General features: G+C 61.2%; 32 protein-coding genes and 2 pseudogenes. 29 read left to right on the top strand and 5 right to left on the bottom strand.

Annotation, left to right across the window (positions count from 1 at the left end):
• Window positions 1–45: 45 nt before the first annotated feature.
• The 19 genes from E4191_RS22480 (at window position 46) to E4191_RS22395 (ending at window position 12,160) form a co-directional block, all read left to right on the top strand.
• A complete protein-coding gene (locus E4191_RS22480; RefSeq protein ID WP_135312179.1) occupies window positions 46–1,317 on the top strand; it encodes an IS256 family transposase in 1,272 nt (423 codons plus the stop codon).
• Window positions 1,318–1,817: 500 nt separating this feature from the next.
• Window positions 1,818–2,111, top strand: coding sequence for a type II toxin-antitoxin system RelB family antitoxin (gene relB / locus E4191_RS22475; protein WP_139616529.1), 294 nt, complete (start codon window positions 1,818–1,820; stop codon window positions 2,109–2,111).
• Entirely contained in the window at window positions 2,104–2,379 is a 276-nt protein-coding gene (locus tag E4191_RS22470) for a type II toxin-antitoxin system RelE/ParE family toxin (RefSeq protein ID WP_139616528.1), read from the top strand. The genes relB and E4191_RS22470 overlap by 8 nt, the downstream gene beginning before the upstream one ends.
• Before the next feature lie 135 nt (window positions 2,380–2,514).
• The gene (locus E4191_RS22465) at window positions 2,515–2,856 is read left to right on the top strand and encodes a hypothetical protein (protein ID WP_139616527.1); all 342 of its coding nucleotides are present in this window, start codon (window positions 2,515–2,517) and stop codon (window positions 2,854–2,856) included.
• 238 nt (window positions 2,857–3,094) lie between these two features.
• A complete protein-coding gene (locus E4191_RS24660; protein WP_269436688.1) occupies window positions 3,095–3,223 on the top strand; it encodes a hypothetical protein in 129 nt (42 codons plus the stop codon).
• Between the two features lie 11 nt (window positions 3,224–3,234).
• Window positions 3,235–3,699: a c-type cytochrome gene (locus E4191_RS22460; RefSeq protein ID WP_228461939.1), complete on the top strand. Its 465-nt coding sequence runs from the start codon at window positions 3,235–3,237 to the stop codon at window positions 3,697–3,699.
• 61 nt (window positions 3,700–3,760) lie between these two features.
• Entirely contained in the window at window positions 3,761–4,237 is a 477-nt protein-coding gene (locus tag E4191_RS22455; RefSeq protein ID WP_228461938.1) for a DUF411 domain-containing protein, read from the top strand.
• A gap of 26 nt (window positions 4,238–4,263) precedes the next feature.
• Window positions 4,264–4,797, top strand: a complete 534-nt coding sequence (locus E4191_RS22450) for a L,D-transpeptidase family protein (RefSeq protein WP_407947103.1) — start codon at window positions 4,264–4,266, stop codon at window positions 4,795–4,797.
• 164 nt (window positions 4,798–4,961) lie between these two features.
• Complete coding sequence (locus E4191_RS22445; RefSeq protein WP_139616524.1) at window positions 4,962–5,369, top strand: hypothetical protein; 408 nt, start codon at window positions 4,962–4,964, stop codon at window positions 5,367–5,369.
• A 71-nt stretch (window positions 5,370–5,440) separates the two neighbouring features.
• Complete coding sequence (locus E4191_RS22440) at window positions 5,441–5,659, top strand: hypothetical protein (RefSeq protein WP_139616523.1); 219 nt, start codon at window positions 5,441–5,443, stop codon at window positions 5,657–5,659.
• Entirely contained in the window at window positions 5,656–7,059 is a 1,404-nt protein-coding gene (locus E4191_RS22435; RefSeq protein ID WP_228461937.1) for a TolC family protein, read from the top strand. Before E4191_RS22440 ends, E4191_RS22435 begins: the two co-directional genes overlap by 4 nt.
• Window positions 7,056–8,423, top strand: coding sequence for a multicopper oxidase family protein (locus E4191_RS22430; RefSeq protein ID WP_139616522.1), 1,368 nt, complete (start codon window positions 7,056–7,058; stop codon window positions 8,421–8,423). Before E4191_RS22435 ends, E4191_RS22430 begins: the two co-directional genes overlap by 4 nt.
• Window positions 8,424–8,456: 33 nt before the next feature.
• Window positions 8,457–8,936: a cupredoxin domain-containing protein gene (locus tag E4191_RS23980; RefSeq protein ID WP_176562858.1), complete on the top strand. Its 480-nt coding sequence runs from the start codon at window positions 8,457–8,459 to the stop codon at window positions 8,934–8,936.
• A 17-nt stretch (window positions 8,937–8,953) separates the two neighbouring features.
• Complete coding sequence (locus E4191_RS23975; protein WP_211242310.1) at window positions 8,954–9,235, top strand: copper-binding protein; 282 nt, start codon at window positions 8,954–8,956, stop codon at window positions 9,233–9,235.
• Window positions 9,232–9,783, top strand: coding sequence for a DUF305 domain-containing protein (locus E4191_RS22420; protein WP_228461936.1), 552 nt, complete (start codon window positions 9,232–9,234; stop codon window positions 9,781–9,783). The genes E4191_RS23975 and E4191_RS22420 overlap by 4 nt, the downstream gene beginning before the upstream one ends.
• A gap of 160 nt (window positions 9,784–9,943) precedes the next feature.
• Entirely contained in the window at window positions 9,944–10,405 is a 462-nt protein-coding gene (cueR, locus tag E4191_RS22415; RefSeq protein ID WP_139616521.1) for a Cu(I)-responsive transcriptional regulator, read from the top strand.
• Window positions 10,402–10,857, top strand: a complete 456-nt coding sequence (locus tag E4191_RS22410; RefSeq protein ID WP_176562857.1) for a DUF411 domain-containing protein — start codon at window positions 10,402–10,404, stop codon at window positions 10,855–10,857. The genes cueR and E4191_RS22410 overlap by 4 nt, the downstream gene beginning before the upstream one ends.
• Before the next feature lie 9 nt (window positions 10,858–10,866).
• Window positions 10,867–11,628 carry a MauE/DoxX family redox-associated membrane protein gene (locus E4191_RS22405; RefSeq protein WP_139616520.1) on the top strand — a complete coding sequence of 254 codons (762 nt, stop codon included), beginning with the start codon at window positions 10,867–10,869 and terminating at the stop codon, window positions 11,626–11,628.
• Window positions 11,629–11,944: 316 nt separating this feature from the next.
• Entirely contained in the window at window positions 11,945–12,160 is a 216-nt protein-coding gene (locus tag E4191_RS22395; RefSeq protein ID WP_331459693.1) for a heavy-metal-associated domain-containing protein, read from the top strand.
• A gap of 95 nt (window positions 12,161–12,255) precedes the next feature.
• Here E4191_RS22395 and E4191_RS22390 read toward each other — a convergent pair whose 3' ends face one another.
• On the bottom strand, window positions 12,256–13,575 hold the full coding sequence (locus tag E4191_RS22390; protein ID WP_139616519.1) for an MFS transporter: 1,320 nt from the start codon (window positions 13,573–13,575) through the stop codon (window positions 12,256–12,258).
• A gap of 9 nt (window positions 13,576–13,584) precedes the next feature.
• Window positions 13,585–13,845 (bottom strand): metal-sensing transcriptional repressor, encoded by a 261-nt coding sequence (locus tag E4191_RS22385; RefSeq protein WP_139616518.1) that lies wholly within the window; start codon window positions 13,843–13,845, stop codon window positions 13,585–13,587.
• Between the two features lie 110 nt (window positions 13,846–13,955).
• On the opposite strand from E4191_RS22385, the gene E4191_RS22380 reads away from it, so the two are divergent.
• From E4191_RS22380 to E4191_RS22355, 6 genes are all read left to right on the top strand, one after another.
• On the top strand, window positions 13,956–14,273 hold the full coding sequence (locus E4191_RS22380; RefSeq protein ID WP_228461935.1) for a hypothetical protein: 318 nt from the start codon (window positions 13,956–13,958) through the stop codon (window positions 14,271–14,273).
• Window positions 14,274–14,381: 108 nt separating this feature from the next.
• Window positions 14,382–15,059, top strand: a complete 678-nt coding sequence (locus E4191_RS22375) for a HupE/UreJ family protein (RefSeq protein WP_369126997.1) — start codon at window positions 14,382–14,384, stop codon at window positions 15,057–15,059.
• A 19-nt stretch (window positions 15,060–15,078) separates the two neighbouring features.
• On the top strand, window positions 15,079–15,726 hold the full coding sequence (locus tag E4191_RS22370; RefSeq protein WP_139616516.1) for a transmembrane anchor protein: 648 nt from the start codon (window positions 15,079–15,081) through the stop codon (window positions 15,724–15,726).
• 266 nt (window positions 15,727–15,992) lie between these two features.
• Window positions 15,993–16,814 carry a chromate resistance protein ChrB domain-containing protein gene (locus E4191_RS22365; RefSeq protein ID WP_139616515.1) on the top strand — a complete coding sequence of 274 codons (822 nt, stop codon included), beginning with the start codon at window positions 15,993–15,995 and terminating at the stop codon, window positions 16,812–16,814.
• Window positions 16,811–18,178: a chromate efflux transporter gene (gene chrA / locus E4191_RS22360; protein WP_139616514.1), complete on the top strand. Its 1,368-nt coding sequence runs from the start codon at window positions 16,811–16,813 to the stop codon at window positions 18,176–18,178. Before E4191_RS22365 ends, chrA begins: the two co-directional genes overlap by 4 nt.
• 74 nt (window positions 18,179–18,252) lie before the next feature.
• Window positions 18,253–19,014, top strand: a complete 762-nt coding sequence (locus tag E4191_RS22355; RefSeq protein WP_139616513.1) for a sulfurtransferase — start codon at window positions 18,253–18,255, stop codon at window positions 19,012–19,014.
• Window positions 19,015–20,039: 1,025 nt separating this feature from the next.
• Here E4191_RS22355 and E4191_RS22350 read toward each other — a convergent pair.
• Entirely contained in the window at window positions 20,040–20,321 is a 282-nt protein-coding gene (locus tag E4191_RS22350) for a BrnA antitoxin family protein (RefSeq protein WP_228461934.1), read from the bottom strand.
• On the bottom strand, window positions 20,263–20,556 hold the full coding sequence (locus E4191_RS22345) for a BrnT family toxin (protein WP_139616512.1): 294 nt from the start codon (window positions 20,554–20,556) through the stop codon (window positions 20,263–20,265). Before E4191_RS22345 ends, E4191_RS22350 begins: the two co-directional genes overlap by 59 nt.
• An 864-nt stretch (window positions 20,557–21,420) precedes the next feature.
• Here E4191_RS22345 and E4191_RS22340 point away from each other — a divergent pair.
• The 4 genes and pseudogenes from E4191_RS22340 to E4191_RS22325 all read left to right on the top strand — a co-directional run bounded on the left by E4191_RS22340 (window position 21,421) and on the right by E4191_RS22325 (window position 25,583).
• Complete coding sequence (locus tag E4191_RS22340) at window positions 21,421–22,263, top strand: ArdC family protein (protein ID WP_139616511.1); 843 nt, start codon at window positions 21,421–21,423, stop codon at window positions 22,261–22,263.
• Window positions 22,264–22,317: 54 nt separating this feature from the next.
• A pseudogene (gene istA / locus E4191_RS22335) lies at window positions 22,318–23,926 on the top strand (IS21 family transposase).
• Entirely contained in the window at window positions 23,859–24,587 is a 729-nt protein-coding gene (gene istB / locus E4191_RS22330; RefSeq protein WP_135312210.1) for an IS21-like element helper ATPase IstB, read from the top strand. The pseudogene istA and the gene istB overlap by 68 nt, the downstream one beginning before the upstream one ends.
• Window positions 24,588–24,701: 114 nt before the next feature.
• Window positions 24,702–25,583: an SDR family oxidoreductase gene (locus tag E4191_RS22325; RefSeq protein ID WP_231714350.1), complete on the top strand. Its 882-nt coding sequence runs from the start codon at window positions 24,702–24,704 to the stop codon at window positions 25,581–25,583.
• 18 nt (window positions 25,584–25,601) lie between these two features.
• Here E4191_RS22325 and E4191_RS22320 read toward each other — a convergent pair.
• Window positions 25,602–26,207 (bottom strand): annotated as a pseudogene (locus E4191_RS22320) (glutathione S-transferase family protein); the annotation flags it as partial.
• Window positions 26,208–26,396 lie beyond the last annotated feature (189 nt).

Raw genomic sequence — 26,396 nt, 5'->3', positions numbered from 1 at the left:
GTGGGTGTCAAAGCCTGCCAGAACCTCCCGAAGGAGCGATACGCCTTGGAAGATGATATCACGATCACCCCGCTTCACCAGCCCGGATCTGTCGTTGATCCACTCACCGAGATTGCACGCGACGGCGCCCGGCAGATGCTGGCAGCGGCACTCAGGGCTGAGGCCGCGAGTTTTGTCGCGCAGTTTGCTGAGGAGCGCCTGCCCGATGGCAGGCAGCGCGTTGTCCACCACGGCACCGGCCCTGAGCGGAACATCCAGACCGGGATCGGCCCTATCCCGGTGCAGAGACAGAAGGTGCGCGACCGGGCAGCTGATGCGCCGCCGGAGGACAAGATCCGGTTCAATTCGCGCATTCTTCCGAAGTGGGCGCGCCGTTCGCCTAGCCTTGATGCTCTGCTTCCGGTCCTCTACTTGCGCGGCGTCTCGACTGGAGACTTCCAGGAGGCTCTGAGCGCGCTGGTCGGTCCGGATGCGCCCAACCTGTCGCCAGGAGCGATCTCGCGGCTCACGGGCGAGTGGCAAGCAGAACATGACCGCTGGCAACGCCGAAACCTCTCGGCCCGGCGCTACGTCTATGTCTGGGCCGACGGCGTGTATCTGCAGGCCCGGATGGAGCCGCAGGCCGAGTGCATGCTGGTGATCATCGGGGCGACGCCGGAAGGGAAGAAGGAGCTGCTGGGGTTCCAGGTTGGGGTCCGCGAGAGCGCGCAGAGCTGGCATGAACTGCTGGTCGACCTCAGGGCCCGCGGCCTCTCGGCGCCACCGGACCTCGCGGTCGGAGATGGTGCCCTTGGCTTCTGGAAGGCGCTGGATGAGATCTTCCCCGACACGCGCCACCAACGCTGTTGGACCCACAAGGTGTCCAACGTCCTGAACAAGCTTCCGAAGTCGATGCACCCGGCGGTGAAGACTGACCTGCGGGAGATCTGGCAAGCCGCGACCCGCGCGGCGGCAGAGACCGCCGTCAATACCTTCGTCGAGAAGTATGGCGTGAAATACGAGAAAGCCGTCGCCTGCCTGACCAAGGATCGAGAGGCACTGCTGGCCTTCTACGACTTCCCGGCCGCTCACTGGGACCACCTGCGCACGTCCAACCCGATCGAGAGCGTCTTCGCGACCGTCCGCCATCGCACCGTCCGAACCAAAGGCGCGTTGTCTCAGAAGACAGCGAAGCTGATGGTGTTCAAGCTGGTTCAGGCCGCAGCGAAGAAATGGCGACGACTGAAGGGCGCAAACCAGTTGCCTCTCGTCGTCGAAGGCGTCAAGTTCACTGACGGTGTCGCCGAGCAGGACGCCAACGAAAGCCGCGCCGCTTGATCAGGCCGCGTCACCCAAAATCCCGCATAGCTCCTTGTTGCTGCGTGAACGACGTAGTCTGGGCCCTCTAATCTCTAATAAGGTCTCGAGGTCTATGGCGTCCATCAGCAACCGAAGCCAAATCAGCACCCCTTGCAGTTCGTGCACTGTGTCCAGCATACGGGGCAGGGATCAGGCAGCTTGTGTCGATGGGAAGCTGCAAGAAAAACCCTCGTTTTTCTGACAGCGACTTAATATTCGGTCTCTTGGCCTGACCAGCTCTGCTGACGCACCTTGGTTGACGTTAACCTCGGCCATCATCACGCAGCCACCGGACGCTGAGAACTTATCCACGTTTTTCGGGGGTAATATCGGGGATAAAAGCAATAATTTTTGACGCTACAATGCCTTCCGTCTCATTCTTGAAGCTGCATTCCACACTGCTGAGCCAGTTAAGGCCAAACAAGTCTTGATCCTCCTATGTCATTGTGTATCTCATATGAGATACACAGGAGGCTTGAATGCCCACGCATACCTCGATGCTGCATGTCCGTGTGGACGATCATCTCAAGGCACAGGCCAGTAGCGCACTGGCAGGTGTAGGCCTGACCCTATCAGACGCAGTCCGTATCCTGCTGACCCGTGTGGCTGCTGAAGGGGGACTGCCGGCCGGTCTGACTGCAAATCCTGAAAGCTATGATAGCTGGTTCCGGGCGAAGGTGCAGGAAGCGCTGACAGACACTCGAGCTGGCGTTCCACATGACCAGGTCATTCGCGACGCCCGGGCATTGATCGACGGCAAACGGGGTGCCTGAACTCGAATGGAAAGCCTTCGCGGTCGCCGACCTCATGGCAATTGTCGACTATATCTCGGATGACAATCCTGATGCTGCTCTTTCTCTGATGGAGGAAATTCAGGGAAAGGTTTCGCAACTTCCAATGCATCCCAAGCGCTGCCGGTCAGGACGCGTTCAAGGAACACGTGAATTGGTCGTTCGCCCGAACTACATTGTCATCTATGCTGAGACGCCGTCTGTCGTGACGATCCTTCGCGTGCTGCATGCCGCGCAGATGTGGCCCTGATAAGCGATCGGTCGAAACACGAGGGCGGGCGTCGGCTCAGCGCCAGTGTCCCGGTCAGATCCATCCTGTTCCGGTCACGGCAAAGCGATCATCTTGTCATGGATTTTTCTGCAGCATGCCGCTAACTCGATAGTCATGAAGAACTATCTGCGGGCCCTGTTTCTTGTCGCCTTCACCGTATTTGCGGTTGGATCGATGATGCCCGCGCCGGCGACTGCCGCGTCAGTGCCCGATGACGGCATGATGGCAATGGCACATTTCGGCATGTCAGAATGCCTAGATTGCAGCGACAGGGGTGAAATTGGAACGGCGGGCTGCAATCTGATCTGTGCGGCGGGGGGCTTCGTCACGGTTCCTGAATTTCAGACCTCTGATCTCAGACACGCTCGGCGCCTTTCGAAGCGGCAGGTTAGCGATATCATGTTCAGTGACCTGAATTGGCTGCCGTTACGAAGCCCCCCACGCCCATTCATCTGATTTGACTGCCGCCGCGGCAGGCGACGCTTGCGCACAAGGTTTTGTCCCCTTGAGCTCGTTCGCCGCCAGGACTGCTGAATCCCTTCAGATCGGCAGTCCCGTTTCAAATCCAGATAGTCAGGTGTCCTATGCAGCAAAGTTTGCATGCAGCTTTACACACTCAGTTTTCCCCTGAGATTTCTGCGGTCAATGCCGCTTGCGAAGAATGGCTTGACCACCCTCTGTGGAGGGCAATGGCATGACAATGATGAATAGCCCCATGGCGGGCATGATGATGCTGGGCTGCGGACTCTTTGCGCTTCTCGTCCTGGCTATCCTGTTCCTGGGCATAGCCGCCCTTCTCAAGTACCTGCGGGGACCGGCATGAGAGTGCGTGCCATGATGCTCGCCGGCCTGTCATTTGCCGGTGTAGCGACCGCGGCAGCTTTCGCCCAGGTCAATCGGTCCGAAAGGGCTGAAGTGGCTTTTCTGGGCGTCCCCGTAACCGCGCAAGAGATCGCACAAGGAAAAGAACTATACGCGCAAAATTGCGCGTCATGCCACGGCCCGGATCTGGAAGGACAGCCAGACTGGAAACGTACGCTGGAGAGCGGGCGGATGCCGGCACCGCCCCATGACGAAACAGGGCATACATGGCACCACTCCGACAGTCAGCTTTTCACGCTGACCAAGCTGGGGGTCAGTGGTGTCGTGCCTGGCTACGAAAGCGACATGCCGGCCTTCGATGGCGTTCTGACGGATGCAGAAATCCGCGCCACCTTGGCCTACATCAAAAGCACATGGCCCAAGCGCCAATACGAGTATCAGGCCGAGGTCTCCGACCGTGAGGGACCCGAAGAATGATCGCAGCAAAATCCACAAGCCAATCGGCGGTCCCTGGCCACCTTTGCTGGGAGGATCGGCGTTGAACCTCATCACCCGTCGCTTCGTGTTATGTGCCGCCGCCGCCGTGACCGCACTGCCTGCATTTGGGCAGCTGCCCGTCGTATCCCCCGCCATTCATGTCGTGGAGGGCAGGGGGTGCGAATGCTGTCGGCAATGGACAAAGCACCTTCAGAATGCCGGCTTTCAGGTCACGAGTGAGGAGCGTTTCGGCACGCTTCTCATGCAGCACAAGATCGATCTCGGCGTTCCCATCGACATGACGTCCTGTCACACCGGGTCGGTCGAGGGCTATTTTGTGGAAGGACATGTTCCAGCCACCGATATCCGCAAACTGCTTCAAGAGCGCCCTGACGCCCTTGGCCTGGCCGTTCCGGGCATGCCCTATGGCAGCCCCGGAATGGGCCCGGAAAGCCGCCGTGAGGCTTATGATGTCCTGCTCGTGCTCAAGGATGGAAGCTATACGATCTTCAACCGATACGCCGCTGCGCCGGCCTGAAGCATGATCTCCAAGGAGCTCTCTCTATGATGACCTTTAATCGCCGACATGCGTCGTTGGCTATGCTCGCATCCCTTGCTGCATGCGGATCGTCAGGGCCCGGCTCGGCCCCTGCACCGCAATTCAAGCGATACTCCGGCCCGCCGGTAACACAGGTGGCTGTCTACAAGGGCCAACGCCGGATGCATCTGCTGAACGGCCAGACTGTATTGCGGTCCTATGATTTTGGGCTGGGCAACCAGCCGGTCGGTCACAAGCAGTTCGAAGGCGACGGAAAGACGCCCGAGGGGCTGTATTTCATCGACCGCTTCAACCCGCGCAGCAGGTATCACCTGTCTGTCGGTATCTCCTACCCAAACGAACAGGACAAGGCTTACGCCGCACAGTTTGGTCGTAGTGCCGGGAGCGACATCATGTTCCACGGGCGAGGCCCGGAGGGGAACGCCCTTGCACCACGCAACCGCGATTGGACAGCTGGGTGCCTTGCCCTCACCGATCAGGAAATCGAGGATGTCTACGCAATGCTGCAGCCGGGTGTACCAGTGATGCTTTATGCGTAGGGCTCTGAATGATCACGTTCGATCTGCAGCAACTGCAGCCGGCACTCTATGGTATTTGCAGCAGCATTTCGCGAAGCAGCAACATCCTGCCGAGAGGGTAACATTCGTGCGTGAGCCTCTCGAAATCCATTGATGTGGAACTTTGACCCCAATAGACATCACTCATGATCCACGTGCTGCGCCAGCTGGCTATGCTCTTCGTCGTGACCTTGGTCACGATGGGCATCACCGTGTCTGCTGGCAACGCGTCGATGGATCTGAAGTGCGAGATGATGCTGACAGCGGCATCAGTCGAGGCACCAGACGGACATGGCCAGCATTCCGGGGCAGGGGGTTCCGACCATGTCCATGAACCAGCGGTGATGGTTCAAGACCATGTGCATGACGAAGATACATCCTCCGAGGGACATGGCTCGCACTGCAAGGCCCATGCCTGCCCTGCGACCGCGTTCCTGTCATCCAGCGATGTCGCCCAGGCTTTTCTGATCAGCCAGGTTCTGGATGCCGTCCGTACGGCCCCGCTGGTGGAACTGACCGTCTCCGAAGGACTTCGCCGCCCTCCGCGGGCCTAATCCGAACGTTGCCTGACGTGGTCTGACCGACCGCGGCTTTCATCATTCTGATCTAAAAGCGGAAACTTCTCATGAAATTCGTGTTTGCGGCTGCGATGCCGCTGCTTGCGGTGGGCTGCGCGCCGCTGCCTCCTCTGGATACGTCTGCTGGGCTTGTGAGCGTCGCCGATACCGCGTCGCCGGTCTCGACCCTGCAGGCTGGTCCCGCCGTCACCTATCGAAGCCGCAGCGTTCAGGAGTCGGGTAACTGGACCGATCTGAACAACGCGCAAGGTCCGGGTGTCGAATGAAGACGGCATTGAGACTCTCGATGGGCGCGTTGCTGTTGCTGACAGCCTGCGCGGATACGGCAACGATGAGCAAAGCCCGCGACGAGCGGGCAGGGTTCGCGACCGTTGCTGGCATCTCGCGTCAGGCGACGGGGGCAGAGGCAGCGTGGCTCCAGACCCCGGCGGAGCGGCAGGCCCATGCGCAACGCGTTCGTACCGTCGTTCAGGGCAAGACGATCAGCGCCGAACACGCGGTGCAGGTGGCGCTTCTGAACAACCCCGGCCTGCAGGCCAGTTATGCCGATCTGGGCATGTCTGCGGCAGACCTGTGGGAGACAGCTCTCGGGCCGGTACCGAGCGTCGGCATCTCTGTGTCGGGGCTGGTCAGCGGTGATGTCACCCGGTCCGTGGAAGGCACGGTGGCGTCCTCAATTCTGGATATGGTTACAAAAAAATACCGTACGCGGGCAGCCGATCTTGAATTCCGGCAAGCGCAACTTGCTGCAGCGGGCGAAACCCTGGCGCTTGCCCATGAAACCCGCCGGACCTGGATCGAGGCCGTCGGTGCGTTCGAGGCCGCCGGACTTGTCGGGCGCGCCCAAGGTGCCGCGGACGCGGCATCCGAATTGGCCGCGCAGCTTGGCGAAACGGGAGCACTGAGCCGTGCCGATCAGGCACGGGAACATGTGTTCACCGCGGAGTTGGCCGCCGAACAGGCAGAGGCGAGGCTGGAGGCCCAACTGGCAAAGGAACAGCTGGTCCGTCTTCTGGGCCTATGGGGCACCGATACCGATTTCTATATTCCCGACAGTCTGCCCGCGCTTCCGGGCAGCGTGCCGAACAGGGCTAATATCGAGCGTCTGGCCTTGGAAAACCGCGTGGATCTGGCGGCAGGACGGCTGGAAATGGAGGCTGTGGCGGCGCGCTACAAGCTGAACGGCCAGACCAGGATGCTGTCAGATGCAGAAGTCGGTGCCGGCGTCGAGATCGAGCGCGAGGATGGTGAAAACGAGCGCTCCCCCATCGTCGATGTCGCGTTCAGCATTCCGGTTTACGATACCAGTGGCCTGATCTCCCGGCGCGGAAAGCTGGAATACCAGCGTTCGGCCAACAGCCTGGCGCAGTCGGCAATTAATGCCCGCTCCGAGGCGCGCTCGGCCTACACGGCGGTCACGGGCAAGCATCAGATCGCTCTGCATTGGCGCGATCAGGTCCTGCCCCTGCGCCGGGAAATCGATGAGCAGGCGCTGCTGAGCTACAACGGCATGCTGACCTCAACCTTCGAGCTGCTGAACGACGCCCGCGAGGGTCTCGAATCCCAACTGAGCGCTGCCGAGGCCAAGCGCGACTATTGGCTGGCCGAGGCGGATGCCACCGCCGCGATCTGGGGTGGCGCAAGTGACAATGGAGAGGACGAATGATGAATCGTCGGCAAGTGATGGGTGCGGGCATCGGGGCAGGGGCTGCGGCCCTGACCGTCAACATGGGTCAGGCCGAAACGCGGTTTCGCGATCTGCCCGAAGCCGCCAGTACCGACAGCCCCTATACGCAGGTGCCGCCGCGCCCCACGACCGGGATCGAATACAACCCGGTTGTGACCCTGAACGGCTGGTCGCTGCCTTACCGTATGAACGGCAACGTCAAGGAGTTCCACCTGGTCGCCGAGCCGGTCGAGCGCATCATGGCAGACGGGATGATCGCGCGCCTCTGGGGCTATAACGGCCAGTCCACCGGCCCCACGATCGAGGCCATCGAGGGGGAGCGGGTCCGGATCTATGTGACCAACCGTTTGCCTGAGCATACCTCGGTTCACTGGCACGGCCTGATCCTGCCATCCGGGATGGACGGCGTGTCGGGGCTCAGCCATCCCGGCATCCCGTCGGGCAAGACCTTCGTCTACGAGTTCGACCTCGTGAAGTCCGGGACCTTCATGTACCACCCCCACGCCGACGAGATGGTCCAGATGGCCATGGGCATGATGGGGCTGTTCATCGTGCATCCGCGCGACCCGGCCTTCATGCCGGTGGATCGGGACTTCGCCTTCCTGCTGGCAGCCTATGACATCGATCCCGGCACCTATATCCCCCGCGTCGCCGAGATGACGAACTTCAACCTGTGGACGTTCAACAGCCGCATCTTCCCCGATATCGATCCTCTGGTAGTCAACAGGGGCGACCGGGTCCGCGTCCGGGTCGGAAACCTGACCATGACCAACCACCCCGTCCACATGCATGGCTATGATTTCGAAGTGACCTGCACGGATGGCGGTTGGGTCCGGCCCGAGGCCCGTTGGCCGGAGGTCAGCATCGACATCCCTGTGGGTGCGATGCGGGCCTACGAGTTCAACGCCGAACATCTGGGTGACTGGGCGATCCACTGCCACAAGTCGCACCACACCATGAATGCCATGGGGCATGAATTGCCCACAATCATTGGCGCCGACAAGAGCCGCGTCACTGACATGGTCCGCAGGCATCAGCCCGGCTACATGCCGATGGGCACCGCCGGCATGGCGGATATGGGCGAGATGTCCATGGAGATCCCCGAGAACACCATCCCGATGATGACCGGTTGGGGTCCGCATGGTCCGCTGGAAATGGGCGGTATGTTCTCTGTCGTGAAAGTGCGCGAAGGCATCGCCCCTGACGACTACTCCGATCCGGGTTGGTACGAGAACCCCCCCGGTACGCAGGCCTGGGAATGGACGGGCGAGTTGCCCGAACATGCCAGCAACTACAGCCCCAAGACGATCCTGACGCCGCGTGGCGGCAAGCGTTTGGGCTGACCTGACCCTATCGAGCAACAAAAAGGAAACGTGATGAAATCGTTGATGCTGGTGACTGCCATTACCCTCTTCCCGGCCATCACCTTTGCGGCGGGAACCCATGAAGGCGGCCATGACGACTACGCCATGGGCCCGCCTGCCGAAGCCTCTGCCGGCGACATGAAGACTGTCGAAGTCACCATGCGGGAAACCGAAGAGGGCACGATGATTTTCGAGCCTGCAGAGCTGTCGTTTGTGTCCGGAGAGACTGTGCGCCTCGTCATCACCAACGAGGGCGAACTGGATCATGAGTTCGTCATGGACACGGTGGAGGCCAATGCCGAGCACAAGGAGCTGATGGCCCGGTTCCCTGAGATGGAACATGACGATCCGAATGCGGTCCGTCTCCAGCCCGGCGAGACTGGTGAGATCCTGTGGACCTTCGAGAACGCCGGCGAATACGAATTCGCCTGTCTGATGCTGGGCCATTACGAGTCCGGCATGCACGGCCCCCTGAACGTCACCAAATCCTGAACCGCGAGGACCTGACCATGAACCTGATCCATTTGACCGCTGCGGCGTTGATCGTGTCGTCCGGGGCCGCTCTGGCTGACACGCACATCACCAATGGGACCGTCACCAAGATCGACACCCAGTGGAGCAAGGTGACCGTCGACCATGAGGAGCTGAAGAACCTGGATATGCCGGCCATGAAAATGGTCTTCCAGGTCGCAGAGCCGGAAATGCTCGATGACCTGAGCGAGGGACAGAACATTCGTTTTGCCGTTGACCGGGTGAAGGGAAAGCTGACCATTACTGAAATTCTGGAATGATCCGGAAAAACGAACATCGGAGAACGAAAATGATTACTTACAAAGCTCTTATCATTGCGGCGGTCACGGCAAGCAGCCTTTCTACGCCGCTTTTTGCCCAAGACACTGACTTCCAGATGCCCGAGCAGTGCGCCATGGCAGCACCCGCAGGCGACATGCCGGCCGGTGGCGAAATGCCTGCCGGAGACATGCCGATGGGGGGAATGCCCGAGACCTCTGCCGGTCATGGAAATCATACAGGCGGCATGGGCGCCATGATGGGCATGGGCGGCATGGATATGGAAACCATGCCCGAACACGTTCAGGAGAACATGCGCCGCATGATGGTCACGATGCCCGCCATGCACGACGGCATGATGAACGAAAATGCTGACGTGGCTTTCGCCTGCGGAATGATTGCCCACCATCAGGGCGCCATCGATATGGCGCAGGTCTTGCTTGAACATGGCGAAGACGCGGAGATGATCAAGCTTGCGGGTGAAATCATCGCAGCCCAAGTCGGCGAGATGGAGCAAATGACCACTTGGCTCTCTGAAAACGCCGAGTGAGATGTATCAGGCCGCGCGGCTTTGATCGCGCGGTCTTCTTCTCGGTGTCGGGTGTGCCGCTGATCGCTCTCGGCCTCTGTAAAAAATGCCCGCCACGCCCTTGACCTTACCATGGTGGGAAGCCCCATATCTGTCCCGAACACGCGACGGAGCGACGATCATGAATATCGGAGAAGCCGCCAGTCAGTCAGGCGTCACAGCCAAGATGATCCGCTATTACGAACAGATAGGGCTGATCCCGAAGGCAGAGCGGACGCGGACAGGGTATCGGGATTACACGGATCCAGACGTCCACATGCTGCGGTTCATTGCGCGGGCGCGGGATCTGGGCTTCTCGATCGCAGGGATCAGCGAGTTGCTGGACCTATGGCGAAACAAGGACCGGCGCAGCGCTGATGTGAAAGCACTGGCACAGGCGCGGGCCCAGGATCTCCGCGAGAAAATCGCCCATCTCCAGGACATGGCGGGCACGCTGGAGGATCTGGCCCGAACCTGTGCCGGAAATGAGCGCCCGGACTGTCCCATCCTAAAGGATCTGGCGGCGCAGAAAGCCCCGACGCAAGGCGGCCGAAAGCATCGCAACAAAAGCAACACGGCTATCCAGGAAAGGATCACATCATGATCAACAGACGTCTTTTCATCGGAACGATGGCAGCGGTTCTTGCTCCGGCAGGTGCGGTGCTGAGCGCATCACCCGCGCCGGAAAAAACCCTCATCTCGGTCGCCCGCTCCCCCGATTGCAGCTGCTGTGGCGCGTGGATCGATCACCTGCGGGAAAGCGGGTTCACCGTCGAGGAAACCTTCTCGGATGATGTCGACGCCTTAAAGGATCAGTATGCCGTGCCCCAGCCTCTCAGGTCCTGCCACACAGCTCTTGTCGAGGGCTATGTGATCGAGGGCCACGTTCCGGCCGAGGCCATCCGCACCCTGCTGGATCAGAATCCCGATGCCCTCGGTCTAGCGGTTCCGGGCATGCCGATCGGCTCCCCCGGCATGGAGATGGGCGATCAGAGCGAGCCGTTCGAGGTCATTCTCTGGACCGGCACGGGCACAAACGTCTTTGCTAGATATTGAGGACTTCCAATGGCAAACGCAGCGTCTAAAACCGCGACCCTCCACAGGATGGTCATGACAAAGCACATGTGCCCCTACGGGCTCAAGTCGCTGGATCTGCTCAAGCGCGAGGGCTTCAGCGTCGAGGATCGTCACCTGACCACCCGCGCCGAGGTCGATGCCTTCAAGGAGGAGCACGACGTCCAGACCACTCCGCAGACCTTCATCGGCGGCCAGCGGATCGGCGGCTATGATGACCTGCGGCGGCATTTCGGAAAGACCGTTCGCGACAAGAGCGCGACAACCTACCGCCCGGTGATAGCGCTGTTCGCCATGGCTGCCGCGATGGCGCTGGCCACCAGCTGGGCCGCGTTCGGCGCACTGATAACCGTCGCTGCGGCGGAATGGTTTGTGGCCTTCGCGATGTGTCTGTTGGCCCTGCAAAAGCTGAAGGACGTGGACAGCTTCGCCACCATGTTCCTGAACTATGACCTGCTGGCGCAGAGATGGGTGCGCTACGGATACGTCTATCCCTTTGCCGAAGGTCTGGCAGGTGTCCTGATGGTTGCGGGCGCGCTGATGTGGCTGTCGATCCCGGTCGCCCTGTTCATTGGCACGATCGGTGCCGTATCGGTCTACAAGGCGGTCTATATCGACAAGCGCGAGATCAAATGCGCCTGCGTGGGTGGCGACAGCAACGTGCCCCTGGGCTTCGTGTCGCTGACCGAGAACCTGATGATGATCGCCATGGCCATCTGGATGCTGATCAAGGTCACCATGCTGGGACATTGATGGCGCGGCTTTTCAAATAGGGGGGCTGCAGAGCGAACTACGTTGTCAGCACGACGTCTCACCTGAGCGAGCTGATTTTTCAGATCCATGGGTCCGGAACCTTGCTGACGCGATCATCGAAGCTCAGCGGAACGAGATAGCTGAAATGACAAGTTACATTGCCGATATCGAGGCGAATGGCGACGCACCTGCGGGCACTCCCCGCACCAAAGCCAACTGATCTCGGAAAAATAAGCGATAACAGGAACTGGCTCCTATAGGTAATTTTTTCGTTCGAAAATTTAGCGTTAAAGAGCAAATAGAAAGGTCCGAAAAAATGAGAGAAGATCTGCAAATGGCGACGTTTAGTATTCCTAGTACGAGCTGCGGCCACTGCAGGGCGAAGGTGGAAAAGACCATTCATGCCTTGGACGCTGAGGCACAAATCGATTTCGACATGGCGTCACGAAGCATCAACTTACGCAGCCGCGCTGATCCCGATAGTGTCCAAACAGCATTAGCCGCAGCTGGATATCCTGCCAGCTTGGTTTGAATTTCATTGCCGCCGGGTATTTGTACGTCAAGTAGTCGATGCTGGCGCTTAATCAGTGTCGGCCACATGCTAGCCACGCTGTCCTATGGCTACCTCTACAGCTGTGACGCCCACCGGGGATGGTGTTCATCCACCACGAAGGGGTGGGCGTGGCGGCGTGTCCCCTGCACATGCGGATGATCAAGTGGAAGGTTATCGTGGGTATGCTCCAGGGTCTCTGGGTCATTGCGCGGCCAGAGCCGGAGGGCGGCCAGGAGGCCCATGATGGCCAATGCGGCCAGACCGCCAAGCGCTGCGACGGGGCCGAGCCGGGTCATCAGCCACCCCGACAGGGGATAGGCGAGCAGCCAGCAGGCGTGGCTCAGGGCAAACTGCGCGGCAAAGAGCGCCGGACGGTCTTCGGCATGGGCTGAGCGCCGGAGAAGCCGCCCGGACGGCGTCAGAACAGCGGAATATCCGAGCCCCACGAAGAACCAAGCACCCAGCAGGGCCGGCCAGGCCAGGCCAAACGCGGCGACCCCACCTGCCAGCCCCAGAAGGGTCAGCACCATCAGAATGCTCCCGCCCACCATCACCGGGCGATCCGGCACCCTGTCCAGCACCTGCGGCAGCAGCAGGGCTGCAATCATCGAGCCTGCCCCGAAGGCCAGCAACGTCCAGGCCAGTGCGGAGGCATCCAGCCCAAGCGTGCCGCGCACCAGCGCGACCGAGTTGACCAGCACCATCGCCCCTGCCGCTGCGGCGGCCATGTTCAACGCCAGCAATCCGCGCAGGCGGGGCGTGGCCAGATAGATACGGATGCCGCCGGTCGTGCGGTCATAGATCCCGCGCGGCTCGGTGGGTTTCGGGCTGGGTAGCATGACCGAGAGGACCAGTGCCGCAGATGCCGCAAACCCGACCATCGTTCCGAAGAAGAGGGAGTTGTAGCTGATCACAGCCAGGAGCAGGCCGGCCAGCATCGGGCTGACGATGTTCTCAAGATCATAGGCCAGCCGCGACAGCGACAGCGCGCGGGCATAGCGCGCCTCGTTGGGCAACACGTCGGGGATAGTCGCCTGGAAGGTCGGCGTGAACGCCGCGGAGGCGGATTGCAGCACGAAAATCAGCACATAGACCTGCCAGATCTCGGTGACGAAGGGCAGGCACAGCGCGACAGCGGCCCGCGCCAGGTCCAGCGCCACCAGGAAGCCCCGGCGCGGCACGCGATTTGCGAAGGCGCCCGCGATGGGGGCAATGCCAACATAGGCCACCATCTTAATGGTAAAGACCGTGCCCAGCACCATGGCCGCATTGTCGCCTGCCAGATCGAAGGCCAGAAGCCCAAGCGCCACCGTGGCAAGCCCAGTGCCCAGAAGCGCCACCACCTGCGCTGCAAAGAGGTGGCGGTAGGTGCGGTCGGCGAGGACGTCCAGCATGAGGTGACCTCAAAGGTATCGGGAAATGGCCTTCATTTTGGCGCGATCGTCAGCTGAATGCTCGGCGTCCAGACAATGATCGATATGGTCGTGGATGAGGGCCCGCTTGGCATTGATGACGGCCTTCTCGACCGCTTGCAGCTGGTGGGCGATATCAAGGCAGGGTTTTCCAGCCTCGATCATCTCGATCACTGCCCGCAAGTGGCCGTCGGCGCGTTTCAGCCGGGTGACGAGGGCAGGGTGGCTTGCGTGAACATGCGGGTGTGTCATACAGTCAGGCTATCCCCCCGAGGGGATAGAACAAGACGGCACGATCAGCGTGCCGCGAGTGAGCGGGCAGGCCAGTGAACCACGTGCGGACATTTGCGCAAAGCGCACTTGTGGCAGTCATCTGCCTGTCGCTGGTGGTCTGGTCCCTTGCGCCAAGCTCCAGCCACGTCCCTTCGATCTTCGAGGTTGTGGCCGAGCATACGGACATGATCGCGGATTACGGCCATTCCCATGGGCTGGAGGAGGATCTGTTCTGGGCGCTGCACGGTCACAGCCATGACGTGGCCGATCACGATCACTCTCAGGCCATGTTGGTTCTCACTGCCGGCTCGTACCCGCCCACAGCCTATCGGGACGGCTTCCGGCTACGTGCGTCCCTCGACGGGCCGCATCGGGTCTATCTGATCGAACGACCTCCGCGGGCCTGATCGGCGCCGCCTTCGCGCGGCTTTCCCGATCAAACAAATCCACACCGGAGTTTTCTCATGACCTCGACTCTGCGGGTCCTGCCTGCCCTGGCGCCACGCCAGACGGCCATGCTGACCCTTGCTATCATGGCGGCCTTCATGCTGACCGCAGCTCCAGCCCTTGCTCATAATGTCACCGCCGGCGACGCGGGCTACATCCAGGAAATCTGGGGGGTGCAGATCATCCCCTTCATCTACCTCGGTGCCAAGCACATGGTGACGGGCTATGACCACATCCTGTTCCTGCTGGGCGTGGTGTTCTTCCTCTACCGGATGAAAGACGTCGGCATCTATGTCAGTCTCTTCGCTATCGGCCATTCGGTCACGATGCTTCTTGGCGTCTGGTATGGCTGGGGCATCAACGCCTACATCATCGACGCGATCATCGGTCTGTCCGTGGTCTACAAGGCGCTGGACAACCTTGGCGCCTATCAAAGATGGTTCGGGGTCCAGCCGAACACCAAGGCCGCCACGCTGATCTTTGGCCTGTTTCATGGTACGGGTCTGGCCACCAAGATCCTCGACTATGACATCCCGCAGGACGGGCTACTGGCCAACCTGCTGGCTTTCAACGTCGGTGTTGAGGTCGGCCAGCTGCTGGCTCTGGCGGTGATCCTGATCGTCATGGGCTATTGGCGCCGCAGCCCGAATTTCCTGCGCCAGGCCACCATCGCCAACGTGGTGATGATGGGCCTCGGCATCTGGCTGACCTTCAACCAGGTCGCCGGCTACATCGCTTCAACCTGAAAACAGATTGGATACTCCCATGCACAATGCACCCAAACCGAACATCGACGAGCTACCGACCAAGGCGCAGCTGCGCCGCTCCACGATCCTGGCCGGCATTGGCGCGGCGGTGATCATGGTCGCCATCTACCTGCCCGCCGAATACGGCATCGACCCAACCGGGATCGGTCGCGTCACCGGCCTGACCGAGATGGGCGAGATCAAGGTCCAGCTGGCCGCCGAGGCCGAGGCGGATCGCTTGCTGGACGAACAGCTGGGGCAGCAACAGCCCGCGCAGGATCAGACGTCCAGCGTCCTCGACAGCATCTTCGGCCTGTTCGTCGGTACGGCCTACGCCCAAGAGGCACCCGAGGCTTGGACGGACACTGTCACCTTCACGCTGGAACCCGGCGACACTGCCGAGATCAAGATGACAATGGAGGAGGGCGGCGTGGTCGAATACGCTTGGACCGCGACCGGTGGCCGGGTCAACTTCGACCTGCACGCCCATAGCGGCGGCGAGGCCATCGACTACGAACGCGGCAGCGGCGCGACCGACGGCGAGGGTAGCATCGAGGCGCCCTTCGCCGGTGATCATGGCTGGTTCTGGCGCAACCGCGACAGCACCCCGATCGACATGACGATCCAAGTGCGCGGCGATTACAGCGCCATCGTCGAAACCTACTGATCGTTTGGCCGCTATTCGCCTTTACACGGCAAACGGCGGCTTTTCTTCCTCTGCGAGCGCGCGACCCATCGGTCGGGCATCGCAAGAACCCTGCGGCGCCGTTTGTACCCACCGGCTGCAAGGGACCGCCTGGATGTTGGACGGCGCCGCCTGCTTGACCTTGGCCCCGCCCACGCTCTATTCCCGACATATGGGGCTTGCGACCGCCCCACGAGGCGTCAGCCGAAGTTCGCGTTCCAGTCAAAACCTTCACGGGAGGAACGCCCATGCCTGCGCCCAACGCGATCTCTGTCGACAAGCTTGCCCGGATCATCGGCACGCCCCGCGCGCCGGTCATTCTGGATGTCCGGTCGGATCAGGACTTTGCTACCGATCCACGGCTGCTGCCCGGGGCCATCCGTGCGGATGACCGCGCGCTGGCAGATCTTCCGCCGCTGCCGCTCGGGCCTGTCCTTATGCTGTGCCAGGCGGGCCATCGCCGCAGCCAGGGCGCGGCGGCCTGGCTGCGCGCCGAGGGTCGCCCGGCAGAATACCTGGAAGGCGGCTTCGAAAGCTGGCACGACGCAGGACTGCCCTTGGTCACGACGACATATCTGCCGCCTCGCGACGGGCAGGGGCGCACGGTCTGGGTCACCCGCGCGCGGCCCAAGATCGACAGGATCGCCTGCCCGTGGCTGATCCGCCGGTTCGTCGATCCCCGCGCGGTGATCCTGTTCGTGGCCCCGTCCGAGGTCGCGGGCGTGGCGGAACGCCACAATGCTGCTCCCTTTGACATCGAGGACGTGTTCTTCAGCCACCGGGGCGATCTGTGCAGCTTCGACGTGATGCTGGCCGAACTGGGCCTGTCCGTTCCGGCGCTGGATCGCCTGGCGGTGATCGTGCGGGCTGCCGATACGGCGCGGCTGGACCTGGCGCCCGAAGCGGCGGGCCTGCTGGCCATCTCGCTTGGGCTATCGCGGATGTATGCCGATGACCTGGAGCAGCTGGAAGCCGGGATGCTGGTCTATGATGCGCTGTATCGGTGGGCGCGCGATGCGACGTCCGAGACCCACAATTGGCCCGCAAACACCCCAAGGACTGCATCATGACAACCCGTCCCTATCCGACCCTGGGCGAGGCCACGCGCATCTGGGTACGCATCGGCTTGCTCAGCTTCGGCGGTCCTGCAGGCCAGATTGCCCTGATGCACCGCATCCTGGTCGAGGAACAGAAATGGCTGGGCGAGCGGCGCTTCCTGCACGCGCTGAACTACTGCATGCTGCTGCCCGGCCCCGAGGCGATGCAGCTGGCTGTTTATATCGGCTGGCTGATGCACCGTACGCTCGGCGGCATCATAGCCGGGTTGCTGTTCGTGCTCCCCGGCGTCGTGGCAATCATGGGTCTCAGCTGGATCTACGCGATCTGGGGCAATACCGGCGTGCTGGAGGGGCTGTTCTTCGGTCTGAAGGCCGCCGTCCTTGCCATCGTCGTTCAGGCCGTGATCCGGATCGGGTCGCGCGCGCTGAAAAACGGCACGATGATCGGCATTGCGGTGGCGTCCTTTATCGCAATCTTCTTCTTCGGCGTGCCGTTCCCGATCATCATCCTGACCGCCGCTGTCGCAGGATATCTTGGCGCGCGGGCCGGTCTGACGGCGTTCCGGGGCAGCGGCGGGCACGGCAAGATGGGGGGCATGCAGGTCGAGGATGCCGACACCCTGCTGGGCGAGGGCACGCCCGACCACACCCGCGTCAGCGCCGGGTGGGCCGCGCGCATCTCGGTTGTGTTCCTGGGCCTGTGGCTGGTGCCGGTGGCGGCGCTGTTTCTATTCCTCGGGCCGCAGAACGTGCTCTCGCAGATCGCCGGGTTCTTCAGCGTGATGGCGGTGGTGACCTTCGGCGGCGCCTATGCGGTGTTGGCCTATGTCGCCCAGCAGGCGGTCGAGACCTATGGCTGGCTGGCCCCGGGAGAGATGCTGGACGGCCTTGGCATGGCCGAGACCACGCCCGGCCCGCTGATCATGGTCACGCAGTTCGTAGGTTTCATGGGCGCGCTGCGTGAGGCAGGCAGCCTGCCGCCGATGCTGGCGGCGACGCTTGGCGGGCTGCTGACCACCTGGGTCACATTTGTGCCGTGTTTCCTGTGGATCTTCTTGGGCGCGCCCTTCATTGAGCGGCTGCGTGACAATCACGCGCTGAGCGCTGCACTGACGGCGGTGACGGCGGCGGTGGTCGGGGTGATCCTGAACCTGGCGCTGTGGTTCGGGCTGCATGTGCTGTTCGGCCAGTTGCGTCCCGTCACCACGATGGGGTTGGATCTGGACCTGCCGGTCTGGACAGCGCTGGACCTGGCCGCGTTGGCGCTGGTCACTGTCGCCATCGTTGCAGTGTTCCGGTTGAAGCTGAGCGCGGTCACGGTGCTGGCGATCTGCGCCTTTGCCGGGTTGGCGCTGCGGCTCGCGGGGGTGGTCTGACGATCTCATGCAGCTTGGGTTTTTTACAACCCGATCAGACCCCTGCCGGACAAACCACAGAAGGACCTTAACCTATGACCGCCTCTCCCATCGTGAACTCCGCCGACCTGACCAACTTAGGTCCGCTGCGCTTGCTTTACGTGCCAACAGCCGACGAACATCCCGCCGGCATGGTGGTCGTCCCAATCCGGGACTGGATCGCCACGGCCAGGCAGAGCGAGACGGGTTTCGATGATGTAGCGTATTGGCAGGAACAGATCGCCCAACTGGATCTGGCGCGGGACGTCCTGACCGTGGTCCTCGACGATGGCAGCATGACCGAGGCCGCCCGTGTCTGGTTCATCCTGCAGTATTTCGGGCTTCCGGCCGCGGTGCTGAATGGCGGCCTGCCGGAAATGGGCACGCTTCCCGCACAGGCGACGCCAAGCACGAATATCCCTAATCTTCGCCCCGGTGTAGGGGCGGTCCGCTTGATGGGAAGGCATGAGTTGAAGTCGGCCTTGCCATCGGTTCAAGTCCTGGACGTCCGGACGGCCGCCGAGTTTGGCGGCGAAGATCAGAAGGGAAACCCGCGCGGGGGGCATCTGCCGGGCGCGGCTCATCTCGATCATCGAAGTTTGCTTGACGGGCGGCGTTTGCGACCGGCATCCGAACTGGCGCAGATGATGGCTGATGCAGGGTTCGACGGTGGTAGTCCGGTCATCACCCACTGCCAAGGGGGCGGACGCGCTGCCTTGGCAGCCTTGGCGGCGATCACTGCGGGGCAGGCGGATGTCCGGGTATATTACCTTAGCTTTGGGGACTGGGCCGCGGATGAGAGCTGTCCTTTGCAGTAGCTCTGCGACACTGAACCTCTCGACATGAAGGGATTCATTCGATTAGGAAATTCTTGCCTATCCCCAGAAGCATCCCCGGAAATTGTGGATAACTGGCGGTTCGCTACCCAAGCTTAGCTGAACTGGACGCGGAGAGCCGCGTGGCGTGGCTCTGGCGGGCCGATACGGGAAAGCGGCTCAAGCCTGTCAAGGACGCGGCCGCCTGCCTTCAGGAACTCGACAATCTGATGTTCTTCGGGGCGCCCAAGCCCAAGTTCGAAGCATGGCTTCGGGAACAAAGCGACCAGCAAGCTAGATTTACACGTGAACTATAGATCGGTCACTCGCCTAAAGGCGCGTTCCTAAACATGAGTTTCCTTTTGCTGACGACCCCGAAGCAAAACCTCGTTCCTGGGTTGTCAGGTCCATAGTGTCAGTACGAGCGAAGCAGTTATCGAATGTTGCGCCGGGTCATCTTGGGTTGCAAAAAACGCTCGTCGATGGTTGCGAAGATAGGGGTCCACCTTTCGATCTCAAAAATTCCAATAAGTTATGTTATGTATCAAAAATACAGGTTTTGACTTTTTGACCGAGCTGCGCGGGTCAAGGTCCTTTTCTGAGGTATCCTCCCGCATACGCGCATCCCGTGACCCAGAGCTAAGCGGTCTACAAGCTGGCTGACCTCGGGATCATTTAACCCGTACAACGCCCAGTCATCCAGTTAATTGTTGTCCGCGCGGTACCCTGTTGCCGTCTTCGCCTGTCTCGATGCCGCTATTCATGCCCCGGCACCGACAACCGACGAGGCTGCCAGTTTAGCGCAACCGTTCTTTGGTTTTGCAACGGACTGTTTCATGACCACTTCGGGGGAATTGTTATTATCATTTAATAAACTTTGCGCATAGGTCCGGTAACGGAATGCCGTCGAAGCGCGGGTATAGGTACCTGAGAGATGCCGCAGAGCGCATGTGGAAGTAAATTTCAGCTGAGATTAAAACGTACCCTGATAAGCCCCGGCTGCACGCAGCCGGGGCTTATCAGGGTGCTCAAGCTTTTTCGTGAGACTTCATATAAGATCGCAAAATTGCATTCATTCGGCTTTGGTAGCCCGGCCCTTGCGATCGAAGAAAGTCTAAAACGTCTGCGTCAAGACGCACAGAGATCATCACTTTCTTCTCAGGAAGAACCACCTCAACACGGCGCCAGTCTACCTCAATCTCTGAATCGCCCTGATGATCCCCGGTTGCCCGGACCTCATCCCAACGGGTCTCACTGCGAAGTTTCCTCACTTCTTCCAGCGACATGCTCGATGTAAGCTTCTCTTTCATTTAATCTGGCCCTTCGGGCTGTAATTATGCGGATAACATCTTCACGCTCAGTGAAAACTACCGCGATATGGATCCCATTGATTTCCCCAACCGCAATAAAGCGTAGTTCGCTTTCAGAGCGACCAGCAATCTTCAGATATACCGACGCGAACACTTCAGCAGCATCAATGAAGTCAATCTTGTGCTTTTCAAGCGTTAGACGACGCTTGTTCTCGTCCCATTCGTACCGATGCATAGCTCTTCCGAGTTAAAATAAAGTGGATCATTCAGGCTCCTTCGGAATGGACTACACTAACAGGTTGCACTTCGGCCCGTACAATGTATAAACAGGTTGCACTTCGGCCCGTACAATGTATATACGAAAAGAATATACACTTGTCAAGAGGGCGTCGCCTTCGGGCCGCGCCCCCCGGTTCCGGCCGGCTGTGCCGGCCTCCACCCGAGCGGGTCAGGGCGAAGCGCCCGGCTGCGCTGCACGGTTGAATGTCTTGTCCCAAGCCATCCCCTCGCACACCGGTTCTGGGCCCCCTGCCCTGCCCATCTCGTCCCTGACGGGCGGGACCGCTGACGCGAGGCGGGCACCCGGTTGTCCAGTTGTGCGTCGGAACGACCTTGGGAGTGAAGGCGCGGGACCGGAGCAGGCCCGCGCGAGACGGCACGGATCAAGGGCCTGTGGGCAACCGGGTGCGGCCTGGGGCAGCTGATGCAGCAGACCACTACCCTTCTCTATAAAGAATACCGAGATCCCCGCGCAGGCGCGGTGATCGTGACGCAGGGGGATTTGGGCAAGCCAAACGCCCCCTGCCTTTGTTGGGCCAGTCGCTTCGCGCCTGTCCGTTAGGGGGCCGCAAGCCCCCCACCGCAACAAGAAAATACTGCACATCCTGCGGGGCCGTGTCCTCGCCTTCGGCTGCGGGCCGCACCACCCCCTTGCCTGTTTGATTTTCTCATTGCGGCGGTCCCCCCCTGCCCTCGCCGGGAGGCAAGGTTTCAGGAGAGGGGCGCGCTTCGCGCTTCCTCGCCAGAAACCCCGCCCATTTTGGGCACCCGACCACGGCACAGAGACCGGGCGGGACCGCTGCAAGAGAAGGAAAGCCACATGGCCAAAGCGTTCGATCTATATCAGCACGTGACCGACAGCATCATCGCCAGCATCGAGTCCGGCACCCCGGCATGGCGCAAGCCCTGGACCGGCGACAAGGGCGGCGCACCCTTCCCCCTGCGCAGCAACGGCGAACCCTATTCCGGCATCAATGTCCTGATGCTGTGGCTGGCCGCCGATGCAAAAGGCTATCGCGCCCCGTTCTGGTTCACCTATCGGCAAGCCAAAGAAGCAGGCTGGCAGGTGCGCAAGGGCGAGACATGCGCCACCGTTGTCAAATACGGCACCTTTGAGCGTGAGGACGAGGCCACCGGCGAGGATCGCCGCATCCCCTATCTGAAATCCTACAGCGTGTTTAACGCCGAACAGATCGAGGGGTTGGCGCCGGAATACTATGGCACGCCTGCCGAGGCCGCCCGCGACCTTGGGACCGAGGCAGACCCGGCGCTCGACGCTTTCTTTGCCGCCACCGGAGCCGAGATCCGCACCAGCGACGATCCGCGCGCCTACTATGACCCCGCTGCAGATCATATCCACATGCCGCCGATTGCCACCTTCCACGATGCGGCGGGTTATTACGGGACACTTGCCCATGAGGCTTGCCACTGGACAGGGCACGGCACCCGGCTTGACCGGTTTGCGCGCTTCACCGACCGCAAGGCCTATGCGTTCGAGGAACTGATTGCGGAAATCGGCAACTGCATGGTCTGCGCCCAGCTTGGCCTGACCCCGGATTTTGGTCAGTCCGGCGCTTATATCAAAAGCTGGCTACGCGCCTTGAACTGTGTTTCGGCGTGCAAAACTGACCCCCTTGGCGGGGTAATCGGCGTCCAATTTTGACCCCCCTCGGGTTTCATCTGACCATCCGTTGCGAGGCAGCGGATGGAGGGGGAGTTGAAGCGAGTGGATACGATAGCGCGGGTGCGTCGGGCGTTTCATGTGCAGGGCTGGTCGATGAAGCGCATCGTCCGGGACCTGCATGTGTCGCGCAACACGGTGCGCAAGATCCTGCGGTCAGACGAGACGGACTTCACCTACGAGCGTGACCATCAGCCGATGCCGCGGGTTGGGCCCTGGCAGTCGGAGGTGGATCGGTTCCTAGTTGCCAATGAAGGCAAGGCGTCGCGAGAACGGCTGACCCTGATCCGGATCTACGAGGAGGTCCGGTCACTCGGCTACGAGGGCAGTTACGATGCAATCCGGCGTTACGCCAAGACTTGGTCGAAGGCGCGCGGATCAGCGGCTGCCGAAGCCTACGTGCCGCTCTACTATGCGCCCGGCGAGGCCTACCAATTCGACTGGAGCCATGAGGTCGTGCTGATCAACGGCGTGACGACGACGGTCAAGGTCGCGCATGTCAGGCTCTGCCACAGCCGCATGATGTTCGCCCGGGCGTATATGCGCGAGAGCCAGGAGCCTCAGCCATCGGGCTCAAACCGATGGCGCCGCGGTGGCTTCGATGTTCGACGCGCATGACCGGGCCTTCGCCTTCTTCAAGGGCACTTGCACGCGCGGGATCTACGACAACATGAAGACGGCGGTCGAGGCGGTCTTTATCGGCAAGGAGCGGCTCTACAATCGGCGCTTTTTGCAGATGTGCAGCCACTATCTGGTTCAGCCGGTTGCCTGCACGCCTGCGTCGGGCTGGGAGAAAGGCCAGGTCGAGAACCAGGTTGGCCTTGTGCGCGAACGGTTCTTCACCCCAAGGCTTCGGGTCAGGAGCCTGGACGAGCTGAACGTCTGGCTGCTCGACAAATGCATCGCCTATGCGAAGGCGCACAAGCACCCTGAGCGCAGCGATCAGATGATCTGGCAGATGTTCGAGACAGAGCGCGCGACCCTCGTCCCCTATGTCGGCTCGTTTGACGGCTTCCATTCCGTTCCGGCCTCCGTCTCCAAGACCTGCCTCGTCCGGTTCGACAACAACAGGTATTCCGTGATCTCGACGGCTGTCGGACGGCCCGTCGAAGTCCACGCTTATGCCGAGAAGATCGTCATCCGGCAGGACGGGGTCATCGTGGCAGAACATTCCCGCTGCTTTGGCAGGAACGAGACGGTCTACGATCCCTGGCACTATGTGCCTGTTCTGGCACGCAAACCCGGCGCCTTACGGAATGGTGCCCCGTTCCAGAACTGGGTGCTGCCGACCGCGATAGCGACGGTGCGCCGCAAGCTCAAGAGCATGAATGACGGCGACCGACAGATGGTGGCAATCCTCGGCTGCGTCGCGACCGATGGCCTCCTTGCTGTGGAAGCCGCGTGCCAGGAGGCCCTCGCACAGGGCGTCTTTTCGGCGCCGGTCATCATCAACATCCTCGCGCGCAGCCGGGACCCGGCACCACCTCCATTGCTTCTCACCCCCACCGCGTTGCGGCTGACCCACGAGCCCGTGGCTGATTGCGCACGCTACGACAGCCTCAGGAGGACAAACTACGATGGAACGCACCCAGGTTCTGGAATTGATGGCCACTCTCAAGCTCTACGGGATGCGCAGCGCCTATGACGAGATCATGGCCACCAGTATCAAGCGCCAGTTCGAACCGCCCCGTATTGTCGGTGATCTGTTGCAGTCAGAGATCGCCGAGAAGCAGGCCCGATCGATCAAGTATCAGCTCACCGTGGCAAAGCTGCCGCTCGCGAAGGATATCGAAGACTTCGACTTTGCCGACACACCGGTCAACGAGGGCCTGGTGCGCGATCTTGCGACTGGCACATTCGTGGCCGACCAGCGCAATGTCGTGCTGATCGGTGGCACTGGCACGGGAAAGTCACATCTCGCCATCGCGATCGCTCGCGCCTTGATACGGAACGGCACCCGAGGCCGCTTCTTCAACGTGGTCGATCTGGTGAACAGGCTCGATACCGAGAGCCGCAGCGGTAAACAGGGGCGCACGGCCGAATACCTGACCCGTCTCGACTTCATCGTACTCGACGAACTGGGATATCTTCCATTCGCTCAGGCAGGCGGCCAGTTGCTGTTCCACCTGATCAGCAAGCTCTACGAGCGCACGTCCATCATCGTCACGACGAACCTTGCCTTCGGCGAATGGCCGGCCGTCTTCGGCGATGCCAAGATGACAACGGCCCTGCTCGACCGCCTCACGCATCACTGCGAGATCCTCGAAACCGGCAACGAGTCCTGGCGCTTCAAGAACCGCGCCTGATCAGGGTCTGTCCCGCCTCCGCAACATGATCAGCTGCGTCGGGACAGACCCTGATCACCACACAGCTAAGGGGTCAAAATTGCACGCCGAAAGGGGGTCAATATTGGGCGCCGATTGACAGTCACCGGGACCGGTGGGATCGGCTATCAGACAGCCCTCGCCCTTGCGCGAGCGGGCGCCGAGGTCATCCTGGCCGGGCGCGATCCGGCCAAGGGCAGGGCGTCGGTCGACAGCATCCGCAGCGCCGTCCCTGGCGCGACGCTGCGCTTCGAGGTGCTTGATCTCGCCAGCCTCGCTTCAGTCGCTGCCTTCGGCGACAGGATTCGCTTTGATCATCACCGGTTGGACTTGCTGGTCAACAATGCCGGCGTAATGACCCCCCCGACGCGGCGCAGCACCGCGGACGGGTTCGAGCTTCGGCTTGGCACGAATTATCTCGGCCATTTCGCCCTCACCGCGCATTTGCTGCCGCTTCTGCAACAGGGTACGAACGCCCGTGTCATTGCCCTGTCAAGCGTCGCCGCACGCAGCGGGCAGATCGATTTCGATGATCTACAGGCCGAGCGGTCGTATCGCCCGATGCCCGTCTATGCCCAGTCCAAGCTAGCCTGCCTCATGTTCGCCATCGAACTGCAGCGAAGGAGCACCACAAACAACTGGGGCATCGCCAGCATCGCGGCGCATCCCGGTGTTTCGCGCACGGACCTTCTGCCAAATTCCGCAGGCCGTTGGGACATCGGCCGGCTGGTCCGTGTCACCCTGCCGTTTCTCTTCCAGCCGGCGTCACAGGGAGCTCTACCAGTGCTCTTCGCCGCCACATCCCCCGATGCCGAGTCCGGAGGCTATTATGGCCCCGATCGCATGGGAGAGACACGCGGACACCCCATGCCCGCCCGCGTCCCCCCGCAGGCGCTGGATCCGGAGACGGCGTCCCGCCTGTGGGATTGGTCGGAACAGCTGACCGGGGTGTCCTTTCCCGAAGCCGCACCGCAATAGCGCCGGTCCGGACACGCAAAAAGTCCGCTTGTATGCGGGGCGTTCGGCGGCGCGGGCGATGTAATCTGTGAGCACTTGATAGTCTTCCAGCATTCCCGACCCTTCGAGCCTCCGGAATGCGTGGACCATCAAAATATCTGCGGCGCTGAACGTCCCGGCCAGCCAGGTCGAATCCCCGAGTGCTGTTGCAAGTTGATCCAGCCGTGTCTTGATCCTATCGTCCACCATGGCAAACCGTTCGGGCTGCCAGCTTTTGTCGGCTTCGAAATACTTCACGTAATCGCGCTCCATGATGGGTGGCTCGACCGTGTTCAAGGCAGCGAAGATCCAACTTTGGACTGTGGCGCGAGCCGCCGGATCTTCGGGCAATAGGCCAACATGACTTTCCGCGAGGTGAAGCACGATGGCACCGGGCTCGAACAACACCACGTTTCCATCTTCATAGGTCGGGATCTGGCCGAACGGCTGGCGCTTGAGGTGGGCAAGCTCTTTCAACTCATCGAATGTCACCAATTGCACGTCATATGGACTGCCGACCTCTTCAAGCGCCCAACGGACGCGCATGTCCCGTGCCAGCCCTGCGCCTTTATCCGGCGATGTCCTGAACGCTGTGATCGTGGGCATAGTGTTCATCCCGAATGCATTGGCTCGTCATGGCACCTAAAGCAAACTGCACGGAGGAGCCGACTTTCGTTCCCGGTGGCCGATGCAGGCTTCCCGGCGACCATGCGTTTGCACGCCGTTCTGCAAAGCTGCAGCCGCTCGGTAACAGCGTCAATATCTTTTAGCCGCTAACAAACCTGTCCAAACTCT

Source organism: Paracoccus liaowanqingii, from assembly GCF_004683865.2.
Taxonomy (GTDB): Bacteria; Pseudomonadota; Alphaproteobacteria; order Rhodobacterales; family Rhodobacteraceae; genus Paracoccus; species Paracoccus liaowanqingii.
The sequence above is the reverse complement of the archived record's forward strand: the minus strand, read 5'-3'. Positions and strand labels throughout refer to the sequence as shown.